The sequence below is a fragment of the Pseudomonas sp. FME51 genome (assembly GCF_014897305.1).
Map to the genome: position 1 here is coordinate 241,187 of NZ_JABUYN010000005.1, position 15,467 is coordinate 256,653.

The 15,467-nt window shown below is 59.8% G+C and carries 17 protein-coding genes; 9 read left to right on the forward strand and 8 right to left on the reverse strand.

The window, feature by feature from the left end:
* Positions 1 to 31: 31 nt before the first annotated feature.
* Complete coding sequence (tcdA, locus tag INT39_RS11215) at positions 32 to 808, reverse strand: tRNA cyclic N6-threonylcarbamoyladenosine(37) synthase TcdA (RefSeq protein ID WP_193073994.1); 777 nt, start codon at positions 806 to 808, stop codon at positions 32 to 34.
* A 222-nt stretch (positions 809 to 1,030) separates the two neighbouring features.
* Between tcdA and rlmF the strand changes: the two genes are divergently transcribed.
* From rlmF to trxC, 8 genes are all read left to right on the forward strand, one after another.
* A complete protein-coding gene (gene rlmF, locus INT39_RS11220) occupies positions 1,031 to 2,011 on the forward strand; it encodes a 23S rRNA (adenine(1618)-N(6))-methyltransferase RlmF (protein WP_226944706.1) in 981 nt (326 codons plus the stop codon).
* A gap of 235 nt (positions 2,012 to 2,246) precedes the next feature.
* A complete protein-coding gene (locus INT39_RS11225; RefSeq protein ID WP_193073996.1) occupies positions 2,247 to 2,636 on the forward strand; it encodes a DUF4398 domain-containing protein in 390 nt (129 codons plus the stop codon).
* A 40-nt stretch (positions 2,637 to 2,676) separates the two neighbouring features.
* Positions 2,677 to 3,450 carry an OmpA family protein gene (locus tag INT39_RS11230; RefSeq protein WP_193073997.1) on the forward strand — a complete coding sequence of 258 codons (774 nt, stop codon included), beginning with the start codon at positions 2,677 to 2,679 and terminating at the stop codon, positions 3,448 to 3,450.
* A gap of 71 nt (positions 3,451 to 3,521) precedes the next feature.
* Entirely contained in the window at positions 3,522 to 3,857 is a 336-nt protein-coding gene (locus INT39_RS11235) for a DUF2892 domain-containing protein (protein WP_193073998.1), read from the forward strand.
* 77 nt (positions 3,858 to 3,934) lie between these two features.
* Complete coding sequence (gene dapE / locus INT39_RS11240) at positions 3,935 to 5,074, forward strand: succinyl-diaminopimelate desuccinylase (protein ID WP_193073999.1); 1,140 nt, start codon at positions 3,935 to 3,937, stop codon at positions 5,072 to 5,074.
* Entirely contained in the window at positions 5,074 to 5,877 is an 804-nt protein-coding gene (locus tag INT39_RS11245; protein WP_193074000.1) for a putative RNA methyltransferase, read from the forward strand. Before dapE ends, INT39_RS11245 begins: the two co-directional genes overlap by 1 nt.
* Before the next feature lie 11 nt (positions 5,878 to 5,888).
* Positions 5,889 to 6,272: a hypothetical protein gene (locus INT39_RS11250; protein ID WP_193074001.1), complete on the forward strand. Its 384-nt coding sequence runs from the start codon at positions 5,889 to 5,891 to the stop codon at positions 6,270 to 6,272.
* A gap of 43 nt (positions 6,273 to 6,315) precedes the next feature.
* Entirely contained in the window at positions 6,316 to 6,756 is a 441-nt protein-coding gene (gene trxC / locus INT39_RS11255) for a thioredoxin TrxC (RefSeq protein WP_193074002.1), read from the forward strand.
* A gap of 11 nt (positions 6,757 to 6,767) precedes the next feature.
* Here trxC and INT39_RS11260 read toward each other — a convergent pair whose 3' ends face one another.
* The 6 genes from INT39_RS11260 to INT39_RS11285 form a co-directional block, all read right to left on the reverse strand.
* Positions 6,768 to 7,067 (reverse strand): hypothetical protein, encoded by a 300-nt coding sequence (locus tag INT39_RS11260; RefSeq protein ID WP_193074003.1) that lies wholly within the window; start codon positions 7,065 to 7,067, stop codon positions 6,768 to 6,770.
* Positions 7,064 to 7,273, reverse strand: a complete 210-nt coding sequence (locus INT39_RS11265; protein WP_193074004.1) for a cold-shock protein — start codon at positions 7,271 to 7,273, stop codon at positions 7,064 to 7,066. The genes INT39_RS11260 and INT39_RS11265 overlap by 4 nt, the downstream gene beginning before the upstream one ends.
* Before the next feature lie 89 nt (positions 7,274 to 7,362).
* Positions 7,363 to 8,337 (reverse strand): DUF4340 domain-containing protein, encoded by a 975-nt coding sequence (locus INT39_RS11270; protein ID WP_193074005.1) that lies wholly within the window; start codon positions 8,335 to 8,337, stop codon positions 7,363 to 7,365.
* Between the two features lie 12 nt (positions 8,338 to 8,349).
* Positions 8,350 to 10,194 (reverse strand): GldG family protein, encoded by a 1,845-nt coding sequence (locus INT39_RS11275; protein ID WP_193074006.1) that lies wholly within the window; start codon positions 10,192 to 10,194, stop codon positions 8,350 to 8,352.
* A 17-nt stretch (positions 10,195 to 10,211) separates the two neighbouring features.
* A complete protein-coding gene (locus tag INT39_RS11280; RefSeq protein WP_193074007.1) occupies positions 10,212 to 10,946 on the reverse strand; it encodes an ABC transporter permease subunit in 735 nt (244 codons plus the stop codon).
* Positions 10,943 to 11,872, reverse strand: a complete 930-nt coding sequence (locus INT39_RS11285; protein WP_193074008.1) for an ABC transporter ATP-binding protein — start codon at positions 11,870 to 11,872, stop codon at positions 10,943 to 10,945. The genes INT39_RS11280 and INT39_RS11285 overlap by 4 nt, the downstream gene beginning before the upstream one ends.
* 270 nt (positions 11,873 to 12,142) lie before the next feature.
* Between INT39_RS11285 and plsB the strand changes: the two genes are divergently transcribed.
* Entirely contained in the window at positions 12,143 to 14,611 is a 2,469-nt protein-coding gene (plsB, locus tag INT39_RS11290) for a glycerol-3-phosphate 1-O-acyltransferase PlsB (protein WP_193074009.1), read from the forward strand.
* Here the strand turns inward: plsB and INT39_RS11295 are convergent, their stop codons facing one another.
* On the reverse strand, positions 14,612 to 15,397 hold the full coding sequence (locus INT39_RS11295; protein ID WP_193074010.1) for a class I SAM-dependent methyltransferase: 786 nt from the start codon (positions 15,395 to 15,397) through the stop codon (positions 14,612 to 14,614).
* Positions 15,398 to 15,467 lie beyond the last annotated feature (70 nt).

Here is a 15,467-nt window from a genome sequence, read left to right on the forward strand (position 1 = left end):
TGGGATGTCCGCCGGAACGGCAGCAATCAGCCTACCGCAGCAGTCGCTCCACCGCCTTCGAGGCGGCCACCATGCCAAAGGTTGCCGTGACCATGGTCACCGAGCCGAAGCCGCCTGAGCAATCCAGCTTCACGCCCTCACCCACAAAGGACTTCTGCTGACATACCGAGCCATCCGGCTTCGGGTAGCGCAGCTGTTCGGTGGAATAGACGCAGGGCACACCGAAGCTGCGCTTGCTGTCGGCCCGGGGGAAGTTGTGGTCACGCCGCAACATCGAACGCGCCTTGGCGGCCAGAGGATCATTCACGGTTTTTGACAGGTCCGCCACCTTGATCATGGTCGGGTCGATCTGGCCGCCGGCACCGCCGGTGGTCACGATGCCGATCTTACGTCGACGGCACCAGGCAATCAGTGCGACCTTGGAAGCCACGCTATCGATGCAGTCCACTACACAATCGATATCATCGGTGATGTACTCAGCCAGCGTGTCTGGCGTGACGAAACCCATGATCGGGCGTACCTCACAGCCAGGGTTGATGGCCTGGAGGCGCTCAGCCATGGCCTCCACCTTGAGTCGACCAATATTGCCCTTCATCGCCGGTAGCTGGCGATTGGTATTGGTGACGCAGATATCGTCCATATCGATCAACGTGATACGCCCCACCCCGGTGCGCGCCAATGCTTCGGCAGCCCAGCTACCCACACCGCCAATACCGACCACGGCCACATGGCTGCCCTGCAGACGAGCCAGAGCCTCGGTACCATACAACCGGGCTATACCACCGAAACGGGGATCATCAATGGCCATGCAAACCTCGCTGAAATGAGACCGCGCAGTATAACGCATGGCGACAACCTATTCCCGCAACTGATCAATAAACAACCAGCACTCCCGAAGCCATCATTGATGCGGTCTCGCACTTTCTATCACAGGGTTATCCACAGATTCATCCACCTTAATTGTGCACAAGCCTGATGAACCTCCAACGCCGTTGTGGGACAATTCACCTCTTGCCAAATGGATCATGCCATGCCTCCCCGATCGAACCCGCCACGCCCGCCGAAAACCGGACTGCACCCTCGTAATCGTCATCAGGGGCATTACGACCTGCCTGTTCTGGCCCGCGCCTATCCAGAGCTGACCGCCCATATCATCCGGGCTACAGAGGGTTCCCCCACGCTCGACTTTGCCAATCCGCGGGCAGTGAAGGCGTTGAACCACGCCCTGCTGCTGCACCAGTACGGCATCCTTGAGTGGGCCATTCCCGACGGGTATCTCTGCCCGCCGGTGCCCGGGCGCGCCGACTATATCCACGCCTTGGCTGATCTTCTTGGCGAGAGCCATGACGGCAAGATACCCACAGGCGAGCAGCTCGTCGGCCTGGACATCGGCACGGGCGCCAATCTGATCTATCCATTGCTTGGCCGGGTGGAGTATCAATGGCGGTTCGTCGGTGCCGATATCGACTCCGCCGCGCTGGACAATGCCGCACGTATTCTGGCCGCCAACCCGCTACTGGCTCCGAGCATCCGTTTGCGTCACCAGCCGACGCCTTCCAGTATCTTTGGCGGGATCGTCGGTGCAGACGAGCAGTTCGACTTCACCTTGTGCAATCCACCTTTCCATGCCAGCCAGGCTGAGGCCATCAGCGGCAGTCAACGCAAATGGCGCAACCTTGGCAAGGGCGGCAAAGGCAGTTCGGGCAAGGCGCCTGCACTGAACTTCGGTGGACAGCTCAACGAGCTGATGTGTGATGGTGGCGAGGCCGGGTTTCTGTCACGGATGATTGCTGAAAGCGCCGCCATTGCCGGGCAGGTTTTCTGGTTTACCACACTGGTATCGAAAGCCGTCAACCTGCCGATGCTGCAACAACAGCTGCAAACACAGCAGGCTCGTGACATCCGCATCATCCCCATGGCACAAGGGCAGAAGCACAGCCGACTGCTGGCCTGGACCTACCTCGACAAGAAGCAGCGTCGCGCCTGGCGCAAGGCACGTTGGCCCGCCTGACTCTCCCGCTGGCACGTGGCAATAGCCACGCGCCTGTACGTTTTGTTGAACAGCCCCCACACCAAGCGGTCAGACCCTTTGTACATACTGTGATTGCAACAGTCTCAAACTGGTCGATTACAGCGCATCGGCAGCGCAATGCTCATGGCCCGGATGGTCCTGCCAGTAAAGGAAGCACAGTTTCATTTTTCCGTAACCATTGTTGACGCAATGCATTCAATCTGGAGTCGGAACCATGTCTAAACACGCTTTTCTACACGCACCCAAACATCTGATAGCCGTCGCTACCCTTGGCGCTGCCGCCGTGCTGGTCGGTTGCGCAAGCACTCCACCACCAACCACCCAGCTGGCTACAGCCCAACAGGCACTCAATGCCGCCGATACAGCGCAGAGCGCTGAATATGCACCGGTGGAACTACGTAAGGCCCGGGGAAAACTGCTGCAGGCCGAACAAGCCAACGTGGCAGAAGAATATGAGCGCGCACGTTACCTTGCCGAACAGGCCGAATGGGATGCCCGTGTCGCTGAACGCAAGGCCCGCGCGGAAAAAGCCCTGAAAGTCGTAGGGGAAGCCGAACGAGGCACCCAGGAGCTGCGCGAAGAAACCATGCGCGGCGTCCAGTGACCACTGCGGCCAACTTATCCAATTGTGAGGAGAAGATCCCATGCGTACTTATCTGACTATTCCGGCTTGCCTGGCCATGGGCCTGTTATTGACGGCCTGCGCCTCCAATGAGCTCAATCCCAATCTGGAGCAGGCCCGTCTGAGCGTGACCGAATTGCAGAACCACCCCCAGGCACGCCAACTGGCAGCTGTAGAAACCGAAGACGCCCGAGGTTCCCTGAGCCGAGCGGAACTCGCTCAGAAAGAAGGTGCCGAGCCGCATGAAATAGACCACCTGGCCTACCTGACTGAGCAACGCGTCGAGTTGGCGCGGCAGACAATAGTGATGCGCGCGGCAGAGCAGGAGCTGGAAGGGGTTTCCGAGAAACGTGCCCGCACCCGTCTGGAAGCAAGGGATGCGCAGATCAAGCAGTTACAGGACGAATTGAATGCCAAGCAGACCGACCGCGGTTCAGTGGTGACCTTCAGCAATGTGCTGTTCGATCATGACAAGTCGGACCTGAAGCCGGCAGCCAATTCCAGCGTGCGCAAGCTGGCAGAATTCCTGAACGAGCATGAGCAACGCAAGGTGCTGATCGAGGGCTTCACGGACAGCACCGGCGCCGATTCCTACAATCTCACCCTTTCCCAAGCCCGCGCTGATTCGGTACGACGTGCGTTGGTACGCGAAGGAGTTGCGTCAAGCCGCATCGAAACTGTCGGTCTCGGTGAAGCGCATCCGGTATCGGACAATGACACTCCGGCTTCCCGTGCAATGAATCGCCGGGTCGAAGTCACCATCTCGCACGACTCGCAAAACGTACCGGCACGCTGACCAATCCGGTCCGCTCCCCGGCAGTCCGTGGACGCGGGCCGCTCTTGCTCTCCACTGGAGGTAAAAACATCATGCTTCACCTCACCACTCCCAAAAATGTAGAAGGCGCCGAGCGCGCCGCCTCGATCATCGGCGGCTTGGCATTGCTGGGCAACGGCATGCGCACCGGCGGTCTGAGAGGCATTCTGCAGATGGCGTTGGGCGGTATGGCTGTATTTCGTGGTGCCACCGGGCATTGCGAATTGAAACGCATCATGGATGAGAGAAACCACCACTCCCCCAATATCCAGCGCTACAGCCATATGCCACTGGACTCCGAATCGCACAGCCCGGATTTCCGCAATCCGCAGACGGGGTTGCCGGACAGCACACCAATGGGGCATGAGACGCACCCGGCCAAGCCTTAGACCCAAAGGAAGGGTGCCGAGCGATATGCCGGGCATATCTGCTATTATGGCCGCCGAATTCAGACCGGTCGGCCATCATGAACAGCATGCTCTCCCCCACCCTTGCCCTCGCCTGCGAGCTGATTGCCCGCAACTCGACCACTCCTGATGATGCGGGCTGTCAGCAGCTGATGGGCGAACGTCTGACGGCGTGTGGTTTTACCTTGGAGTCCATGCGTTTCGGTGACGTGGACAACCTCTGGGCCCGCCGCGGTACAGCACAACCCGTGCTGTGCTTTGCCGGGCACACCGATGTGGTACCGACCGGGCCGCTGGAACAGTGGGACACCCCGCCTTTTGAGCCAATCATTCGCGATGGTCTGCTCTATGGCCGCGGCGCTGCCGATATGAAAGGCAGCCTGGCGGCCATGGTGGTGGCGGTGGAGCGATTTGTGGCTGCCCACCCCAATCACCGCGGCTCGGTGGCGTTTCTGATCACCAGCGATGAGGAAGGTCCAGCGACAGAGGGCACGGTCAAGGTGGTGGAGACGCTCATGCAGCGTAACGAGAAAGTCGATTGGTGTATCGTCGGTGAGCCATCCAGCACTGAACAGGTGGGCGATGTGGTCAAGAACGGCCGTCGCGGCTCGCTGAATGCGCGCCTGCTGATCAAGGGCAAGCAAGGCCATGTAGCCTACCCGCATCTTGCTCGCAACCCGATTCATCTGGCTGCACCGGCGCTGACAGAACTGACCAACGAGACCTGGGACCTGGGTAACGCCTTCTTTCCGCCCACCAGCTTTCAGATCTCCAACATCCACTCGGGCACCGGTGCCACCAACGTGGTGCCGGGCGAGTTGGAAGCGCTGATCAATTTCCGCTTTTCCACTGAGTCCACCGTACCCGGCCTGCAACAACGGGTGTGTGACATCCTCGACCGCCACGGATTGGATTACGAGCTGGACTGGACAATCTCCGGCCAGCCTTTTCTCACCGAGCCGGGTGAACTGCTGGACGGCGTAACCGCCGCGATCCATGAGGTCACCCGCCACCACACTCAGCCGTCCACCTCCGGCGGTACCTCTGATGGCCGCTTCATTGCCACCATGGGCACCCAGGTGGTCGAACTTGGCCCGTTGAATGCGACCATCCACCAAACCAATGAACACGTCAGTGCCAGCGATCTGGATATCCTGACTGACATCTATTACACCACCCTGAAACAGTTGCTTGCCTGATGCCTCAGCTTATCTGTCCCCACTGCCGTGAGCCGCTTAACGCCGAAGACCGAAACTGGTCCTGCAGCAATGGCCACAGTTATGACCAGGCCCGCCAAGGCTATCTGAACCTGTTGCTGGTCCAGCACAAGAACAGCCGCCAGCCCGGCGACACGCCGACCATGCTGGCCCACCGTCAGGCGTTTCTCGATGGCGGCCATTATCAGCCGGTCAGCGATGAAATCAACCGGCTGTTTACCGAGCAGGCACCCGTTGCGTTGCTCGACATGGGCTGCGGCGAAGGCTACTACACCGACCGCCTGGCTCGCGCCCTGCCACAAACCGATTGTGCCGGATTGGATATCAGCAAGGATGCCGTGATCAAGGCATGTCGACGTAACCGCGACATCCAGTGGCTGGTCGGCTCCAGTGCGCGCCTGCCGGTGGCCGATGCCAGTCTGGATGCGGCACTGTGCGTATTCAGCCCCTGGTCCTGGGATGAGTGTCTGCGCGTACTCAAACCCGGCGGTCACCTGCTTCTGGTCGGGCCACACGCCGATCACCTGCTGGCCCTGCGCGAAAAACTCTACGACAGTATTCATCCTACCCCCGAGCTGATCAAGGTCTTGCCGGAGGGTCTGGAGATCGTCAATGATCAGGTCCTGCGCTATGCTCTGGATCTGGAGTCTGCCGGATTGGACAATCTGATCGGCATGACACCCCACGGCTTCCGCAGCCGCCCCGACCGGCAACAGGCACTGCGCGACAGCGGTATTGCCGGGCTGGAAGTTGCCATGCGTATGGTCATGCTGCAACGCCATTGAGAGGAAATTCTGTGCGCCAACCGGATATCGAGATCTACCTGAAGGAAGACTTTCTGGATGAGTTGAATGGCTGGCTGGAACAGCATGTCGGCCGCGTTGAGCTCCGCCCCTGGGCTGGCACCATGCGCCGCGGCACCTTGCATGGTGAAACGGCTATTCCATTGATGATAGTGCGCAAGGCGGCCGGCAAATGGGCGAGTATCTGGTTCGAGAGTGAAGATACGCCTTGGGCAACCGACCTTGACTGCGCCCGCGCGGTAGCAGCCGGTATAAACCGCGAAGTACGCTGCTCCATCGGCGGATGGCAGGAAGAACACGGCGAGGCCAACGCCGATAGTTGGATGAAGGTCACCGCCGAGGGTGAAGAAGAATTCGTCTGGGCGATGAAGCCCTGAGCGGCATCGCCCGGCCCATTGACAGAAAAACAGGAGCACGCTCATGAGTGAGCCCATCACACTGGCCTGCCCGCATTGCCATCGCCGCAACCGTCTGGCCGCTGAACGGCTTGATCAAGCCCCACGCTGCGGAGCCTGCAAGGAGCCGCTGTTCATTGGCGCGCCGGTAGACCTCGGCAATACAAACTTTAATGCCCACGCCAATGCCGACCTGCCTCTGGTGGTCGATTTCTGGGCCAGCTGGTGTGGCCCATGCAAGCAGTTTGCCCCGGTATTCTCTCAAGCTGCCGGTACTGCCGAGCCACAGGCCCGCCTGGCCAAGATCGATACCGAAGCGGCGCAAGAGCTGGCTGCGCGTTTTGCCATCCGCAGCATTCCGACTCTGCTCATCATGCATAAGGGCAAGGAAGTTGCTCGTCTCAACGGTGCGCTACCGCCAGCAGACTTTCAGCGCTGGCTGGATAGCAATCTGCCGAGACTGTAAGAGAGGTGCAGTCAGAGCTGCAGCGCACCGGCTAAGCCTACCAACAGGTCCAGATCACGGCCCCCCGGCTTTGCGCACGGGTGTGCCTTGAATCTCCTGGCCAGATCGGCCAACGCCGGGGAAAAGAACACGGTGACGTAGCACTGCAACCCATCCAGCCGATGACGGCTGAAAACAGCTGCATCCGGCGGTGCTTCCCCGCGCGGATACAGCTGGTCAAATGCCTCTTCGATATCCTTCAGTGGGACAGTGGCCAGCAGACCATCACCCAGCGCCAGACAATACCAGGATGGCCCCGTCTCGGCGCTCAAAGCGCATCTACATCGTCAGCCTGCAGGCCTTTCTGACCCTGAGAAACAGAAAATTCGACCTTCTGCCCTTCAACCAGCGTCCGATGACCATCGCCCCGAATAGCGCGAAAATGCACGAAAACATCCGGACCTGACTCGCACTGAATAAAGCCAAAGCCCTTCGCGTCATTGAACCATTTAACCGTACCCGTTTGCCGATCAGACATTCCCACAATCTCCGTATTACCCATTGGATCACACCGTTCAACCTGTCTCGATTCTAGCCAATCAACCGAGCGGTGCAAGCCGATGCTTATTACGGGGAACGAAGGATGTCTGCCTGCCGCTTGTTGAGGTTCTCCAACTGGCCGATTCCGACCTGATACGCCCAACGCGAATCGGCGTAGACATTCAACTCACCATCCTGAGGCGGCGTGTAACTGTCAATCAGCAACCAGTAGCGCCCATCAACGTCATGCAATGACGCCGCCAGTTCAGCTCCGGACCAGGTGGTTACCTGCATTGTCAGCATGGGCTCGCCCAGGGCCAGATCGTCGCGCAAGACCACGTTCTGGGCAGTCAGGTTGATCAGAGCCAGCACCATGCTGTTGATCCAGCGCTCATTACCGCCCTGCGGCACTTCATCGGACCCGAGCAGACGCAGGTTGTAGTCACTCTCCGCCGCCTTGTCGAACTCGAGTGTTTCGCCATCGGCGTGGGTCCAGCGCGCTGTCGCCAACTCTTGCATGGGAATATCGATGACGTTCAGCGCCAGCCAATCATGCGCACTGACTGAAATGCTCAGAGGCCGGTTCAGCAACAGCACCTGATTATTGTCGATAAAACGCGCCAGCTGCCCGCTGCCTACTCGATCACCGTAGATCAGCCCGAAGTCCAGTGACGGGCTGTGCAAGGCAACCTGCAGCGCTTCACTATCCGGTACCCTCATGTCCAGCCCCAGCCGCGCATGGTGCTCTGGGTCATCGGTCTTTTCCTCGATCACCCGAGCGCCTCGCACGGCATGCATCAGCGCCGCCAGACGCTCCTGCTGGACCGGAAAGCCAGCATGGCTGACCACGCCCCAGCCACCCTCATGCCGCGCCAGTTCCACCTTCCCTTCTCCCCGCTGCAAGCTGATTCGCTCCAGCTCTACCAATTGCTTCGCCTGCATCGGTGATAACAGGTTGCGACTGGACAAGTCCACAACCCGGTCCTGGCCACGCATATTCAGCGCCAGCGCCACCAGCACCGCGGTCAGTACCACGGTGAAGATCAACGGTTTGTTACGCATGAACAATCCCCCTCAAGCGGCGCGGCGGCGCACACGGCCCACCAGCCACCACACCAATACACCCAGCGTCAGCAATGCCGGCACCAGAGCGATATTGATTGCCTTGAGCTGGTTACCCAGCCGCTCGATATCGGCATTCAACTCATAACGCACATCGCGCAGTTGTTTGCGGATAGCCAGCTTCTCATCAAGGAAGCCTTGAATCGCTGCTTCCTGCTCGGCGCTCAGTTCAGTCAACTGCGTTGGGTCCTGGCCCTGCTGCAATTCGCGCAAGCGCTGCTCGGTCTGTTCCAGTTGCTGCTGCAGACGCTGCTCGCTGGCGCGATAACGGCGCTCCGCCTTGCGTTGCAGATCCTCCACCACGGTGAACGGCCGGCTGAAATCGCCCCGCGACCGTACACTGATCAGCGCCTCGGAGCCGGACAAGTTGTCCAGCGCATTGATCAACAGCCCACCGTTATCTGCCCAGGGTTGAGGAATGCGCTGGCCGTAGAAGTCCTGCACCTGCACCCACATGCGGTCGGTCAGCATGTCGGTATCGGCGATCACCAATACGTTGATGTTATCCGACTCGGTCAACGCAGGCTCGCGGCTTTCCAGCCCGTCCGGGTACGCAGTCTGCGCCGGCCCCTGCAGGCGTGCGGCAAAATGGTAGACCTGATCATCAGCCTGAAAGCCGTTGAGCAGCACTTCAGGATCCTGCATACCACTGAAGCGACTGCTGGGCACCAAGGCGCTGTTGGGCGAACTGGATAACAACGGCAGGAATGACGTTGACGCATCGGCAATCGGCAGCAGCGCACCCGCTGTGGCAACGGTCAGCAATTGCAGCGGCGCGGTAACGGTATCGTCCTTGCTCATGAACTGCGGCTCGACCTCGAGCCAGCCGATGTGCCGCGCCGGCAGTTGCCCCTGACCACGGCTCACCGACATACCCAGACGCGCATCCACCACCACCTGTTCGGGGTTGTACTGCACGCCCCAGGCGGCCAGCAGCGGGCCAAGATCGGAGGCTTTGCCATCGGCCATGCCTTCCATCATGGCCTCCATGCTCTGGTCAGATTCGGCCAGCGGATCGATGAAGGCCAGCAACTTGCCACCGCGCAGTACGAACTGGTCGATGGCAAATAACGCGGCCTCGCTCAGAGCCTTGGGGTGCACCAGCAGCAGCACGTCGATATCCTCGGGTACGCTATCGATATCGCTGTCCAGATTCTGCACGTCGAACATCTGTTGCATCTGCTCGAACGCCATCCAGGGCGCGCCCGGCTGCCCGGTCATCGGGTTCATGCCGCCGGTCATGGGCAGCCCGGCCATCAGACCGATCTGCGTTTTTTCAGGGTGAGCCAGACTGTTGATCAGTCGGCTCAGCTCGTATTCCAGCAAGCCTTCCTGCTCCAGAGCGAAGAAAGGAATGGTTTCGCGCTGGGCCAGCTGGTTGGTGCCTGCCAGCCCAAAGTACAGCTGATCTCCGCTCTGGGTCAGCGGCACGGCTTGCAGGCCGAATTCAGCAGCGCGATCCTCGGCTTCGGAGAAGGGTTGCGGGTCAATGATCTGCAGCTTCAGCTTGCCGTCGGCTACGCGCTCGTATTCACGCAGCATTTCCTCAACCCGCCGGGCATAATTGCGCAGCACGACCATGTCCTTGCTGGCCCGGTCGGAGAAGAAGAAATACAGGGTTATCGGCTCGTCCAGCTCGTCCAGAATGTCCCGCGTGCCATCGGAAATGGTGAACAGTTTCTGTTCGGTCAGATCAAGCCGGGCACCCGGCAACAACACGCCGGTGGCCATATTGAAGGCGATGAAGGCCAGCAGTAGTACCAGCAGGCCGGTACCTGAATACATCAATCGTTTCATTGTTGTTCTCCCTTGCCTCAATCGGCCTTCTTGAGGTCGATGACAATCGCGGTGGCAAACAGCCAGACGGCCATCAGCGATATGAAATACAGCAGGTCACGCAGATCCAGCACGCCCTTGCTGATGGCATCGAAGCGAATCAGGAAACTGAGCGAGGCAATCGCATCCAGCAACCACTGGGAGGCCCAACCGGTGAACAGATCCAGTACCAGCGGGAAGCCGCTGACAATGAACACGAAACAGGCCACCACGCTGAGAATGAAAGCGATCACCTGATTCTTGGTGAGTGCCGACATGCACGAGCCAATCGCCAGATAGCCCCCAGCCAGCAGCCAGCTGCCCAGATACCCGGTGAAGATCGCACCGTTATCCGGAGAACCAAGGTAGTTGACGGTGATGATGATCGGGAAGGTCAGGACCAGGGCGATACCGATGAATACCCAGGCCGCGAGAAACTTGCCCAACACCATGTCGGTACGCGACACCGGCAGCGTCATCAGCAGTTCGATGGTGCCGGACTTGCGCTCCTCGGCCCACAACCGCATGGCCACCGCTGGCACCAGAAACAGGTAGAGCCAGGGATGGAAGTTGAAGAACGGGATCAGATCCGCCTGCCCGCCTTCATAGAAACCGCCCAGGTAGAAAGTGAACACCGCGGACAGCACCAGAAAGATCACGATGAAGATATACGCCAGCGGAGTGGCGAAGTAGCTGCCTAGCTCACGCTTGAAGATTACGCCAAGACTTTTCATGCGGTTTCCTCCGCAGTCAGACGGCGGAAGACATCATCCAGACGTCCACGCTCGACCGACAACTCCTTCACTTGCCACTGTTGCTGGCGGGCATATTCACCCACCGCCGGGAAGATCACCGCGCCCGGCTCGGCAATCACCGTCAGTTGATGCCCGTCACGTTCGGCTTCGATTGCCTTCACGCCCGGCAGTGCCAGCAGCGGCTGGCTGTCCACCGGCTGTTGCAGCAGCACCGTCACCGCCTGGTGATATAGGGAGCGGGCTTCCAGCTCTTCGGGAGTGCCATCGGCGAGCAGACGGCCACGGGAAATCACCACCGCACGGCTGCACACTGCACTGACCTCTTCGAGAATATGCGTGGAGATGACCACTATCTTGTTGCTGCCGCTGGCCAGCTGCTGAATCAGATTACGCACCTGGTGCTTCTGGTTCGGGTCCAGACCGTCGGTAGGTTCATCGAGGATCAGCACCTGCGGATCATGCAGAATGGCCTGGGCGAGACCGACCCGGCGCTTGAAGCCTTTGGACAGCGTATCGATTGTCTGCCCGAGCACCGCTTGCAACTCGACCTGCTCGACCGCGCGCGCCACGTGGCGCTGCTTGTCGGCGCCGCGCAAACCGCGCACCTCGGCAATGAATTCAAGAAAGCCTTTCACCCGCATATCGCCGTAACAGGGCGCGCCTTCAGGCAGGTAGCCCATCTGCTGCTGGGCCTGAAGAATCTGCGTGCGGATATCGAAGCCGCAGACCGAGGCACTGCCTCCATCCGGCGTCAGAAAGCCGGTAAGCATCTTCATGGTAGTGGACTTGCCGGCGCCATTGGGCCCAAGAAATCCAAGAACTTCCCCCGGTTTTACCTCAAAGGACAAATTGTCCACGGCGACATGCTCGCCAAAGCGTTTGGTCAGGCTGTTTATCTTTATCATGGCCTCTTCCATTTCCCCAGAATACTGGCGCGCCGCAATCAGGCGTGCACCGCAAAGCGCAAGGATACATTGATTACCATCGCACTGGGAAAGGACAATTCAGTCATCTGGATGTTCCGCAAATACAGTCTCATCACCCGGGCGAATCGACCGTCCGCCGAGCCCGTAATCCATCGCTAACAGCCCCGGATCACCCCCACTGAATGTAACAAGGTATTAAAAGACGGTAGAATCGCTCATCAGTCGTCAAGTGCCACTTTAGAGACTCCCATGTCATCAGCCAATTCCTCCCTGTTCAGCCGCCTGCGTTTTGGCCTGATGCGCCGCCTGTTGTATCTGTGGGCCCGTTCGGAAAGCATCGGCGACCCGCTGACCAAAATAGCCCCGGACAGCCCTGCGCCCATTCTCTATGTGTTGCCCGGCCGCTCCTTCTCCGATCTGCTGGTACTGGACCGCGAATGTACCCGGATCGGCCTGCCCCGCCCGATCATGCCCCCGGCCGGCACACTCAAAGAAGAACTCGCGTTCTTTCATCTCACCAGCGAGCTGGCCTGGAGCGGACGTCCAGACCCCCGCCAACGCTCCCCGCGGCTGCTGCGCGCGCTCACCGCTGTGGAGTTGCGGGTAACGCCGGATGTGAAGGTGGTGCCGGTCAGTGTGTTCTGGGGGCAATCGCCGGATGCCGAATCCTCCCCATTGAAGCTGCTGTTCGCGCATAACTGGGGCGTCGGCGGCAAGCTGCGCAAACTCTTTGCGATTCTGCTGCACGGTCGCAAGATCCGCGTCAGCTTCGGCCAGCCGCTGTCTCTGCGCGAATTGACTGACGAGAACCTCGGACATAGCCGTAACCTGCGCAAGGTCAGCCGTCTGCTGCGAGTGCACTTCAAGCAGCAACGCGGCGCTGTGGTCGGCCCCGATCTGTCCCATCGCCGCACCCTGCTGAAAGGTCTCATGCACGGCCCCCAGGTACGCGAGGCCATCGCCCGTGAAGCGGCCGAGCAGAATATAACCGAAGAGCGCGCCCGCAAGCGCGCCGCACGCTATGCCGACGAGATTGCCTCGGACTTCACCTACACCATCATCCGGTTTCTCGAAGTCATTCTTTCCTGGTTCTGGAACAAGCTGTACGACGGGGTCAAGGTCAACAATCTGGAGAACGTGCAGGACATTGCCCGTGGCAACGAGATCATCTATGTACCTTGCCACCGCAGTCATATCGACTATCTGTTGCTGTCTTACCTGCTGTTTCGCAACAGTCTGACGCCGCCACATATTGCCGCCGGCATCAACCTGAATATGCCCGTGGTGGGTAGTATCCTGCGCCGTGGTGGGGCCTTCTTCATGCGTCGCAGCTTCCGCGGCAATCAGCTGTATACCGCCGTGTTCAATGAGTACCTGCATACCCTGTTCAGCCGCGGCTTTCCGGTCGAGTATTTCATTGAGGGGGGACGCTCGCGTACCGGACGACTACTTGATCCAAAGACCGGCATGCTGGCAATCACCCTGCGCAGCTACCTGCGCTCGTCCCGGCGGCCCATCGTGTTCATGCCGGTCTACATCGGCTATGAGCGCGTACTGGAAGGCCGCACCTATCTCGGCGAACTGCGCGGCAAGGAAAAGAAGAAGGAGTCCTTCTTCGATATGTTCCGGGTATTGTCGGCGCTGAAGCTGCGGTTCGGTGAAGTGGCGGTAAACTTCGGCACGCCGGTGGCGCTGAATGACTTCCTCGATGAGCAGCAGCCCGAATGGCGCAACCAGCTCGGTGAGCCGGAATTCAAACCAGACTGGCTACCTGAGGCAACCCGACAACTGGCACGCACGCTGGGCGGCGCGATCAATGCTGCCGCTGATGCCAATCCGGTCAACCTGGTTGCCCTGGCCATGCTGTCGACCCGGCGCATGGCGCTGGATGAAACAACCCTGGCCAGAACCCTGGATACCTTCACCGGGCTGCTGAACGACGTGCCTTACAGCGACGATACCACCCTACCAGCGCTCGACGGCGCCGCGCAGATCCGTCATGTGGAGTCCATGGGGATGATTGGGCGCCAGTCCGATGCGCTGGGCGAAATTCTGTTTCTCGACGATGCCCAGGCGGTGCTGATGACCTGGTATCGCAACAACATTCTGCATATGGTCGCGCTACCGGCCCTGATCGCCAGTCTGTTCCTCAACAATGCACGCATGAACCGTGAACAGATCGAGCGGCTGGTCAGCGCGCTTTATCCCTACTTGCAGGGCGAGCTGTTTCTGCACTGGCGTGAAGAACAGCTGCCGGAGATCATCAACCACTATGTCGATGGCCTGATCGGACGTGGACTGTTGCGCGAGGAAAATGGCCAGATCCACCGGCCGGATACAGCCTCCGTTGAGTTCGTTCTGCTCACGCTGCTGGCACGCAGCATCATTCAGATGCTGGAACGCTTCTACATGGCCGCCGCGCTCCTGCTCAACAATCCCAACGGCAGCCTCACCGCCGAACAGCTGGAAGGCCTGTGCACGGTCATGGCTCAGCGGCTGTCGATTCTGCATGGACTCAATGCGCCGGAATTTTTCGACAAGACCCTGTTCCGTCAATTCATTCAGCGACTGCAGGCTTTCGAGGTGTTGAGCAGCGATGCCGAGGGCCGGCTGCACTATCAACCGGAACTGGAAGACATCGCAGAAAACACCGCCAAACGGGTACTGAGCGCAGAAATCCGCCTATCGATCCGGCAAGTGGCGCGCAGCGCGGGGTAGTCAGAGCTTCTTCTTGCCGTAGATATCGTAGCGGCTGGACTGACCGTTGAGCTGCGCGCTGGGCGGCTGGCCGTCGATGGCAGGAGCCTTGCGCGGGCGTTTGACCGCGACCCGGTGGCTGGCCAATTGCAAGGCCGCGGCCAGTAGCGCAGGTGCGTCCAGGTCATCCCCGGCCAGCGGGCGAAACAGGCGCATCTCCTTCTTGACCAGTGCCGACTTCTCACGGTGCGGGAACATCGGGTCCAGGTGGATTACCTGCGGTACCTCACCCGTCCAGTTAGTCATGGCCTGGATGGCATCGGCATGCAACAAATGCATTCGCTCGGCGATCTCAGCCACCTCGCCACCGGCCTGACGGGCACGCTGCAAGCCGTCTTCCAGCAGCGCAGCAATGACCGGTTGACGTTCGATCAACGTCACCTCACAACCCAGTGCCGCCAGCACAAAGGCATCTCGTCCCAGTCCGGCAGTGGCATCCAGTACTGTCGGCCGAATCGCGCCTCGCAGGCCAACGGCCTTGGCCACCATCTGCCCCGTTCCGCCACCGAATTGCCGACGGTGCGCCAATGCGCCTTCGACAAAATCCACCCGTACCGCACCTGGTGCATCCGGGCCAGTAGCCTGCAGACTCAGACCATCGCTGCCGACACATAGCAACAATTCAGCGGTGACGGTATCAGCGGTCTGCAGCGGCAACTGCATGCCTGCCGCCAACGACCGCGCCGGCTGCTCCAGTTCGGGTAACAACCAGCTGACAGCCACGGTGCAGGAAGAGAAATCATTCATTGAGAATCAGAACCTGAAATAGTCGGAAGCAAGGCAAGCAGTTTACCCTAGAGGCCAGGGTTGTGAGGGT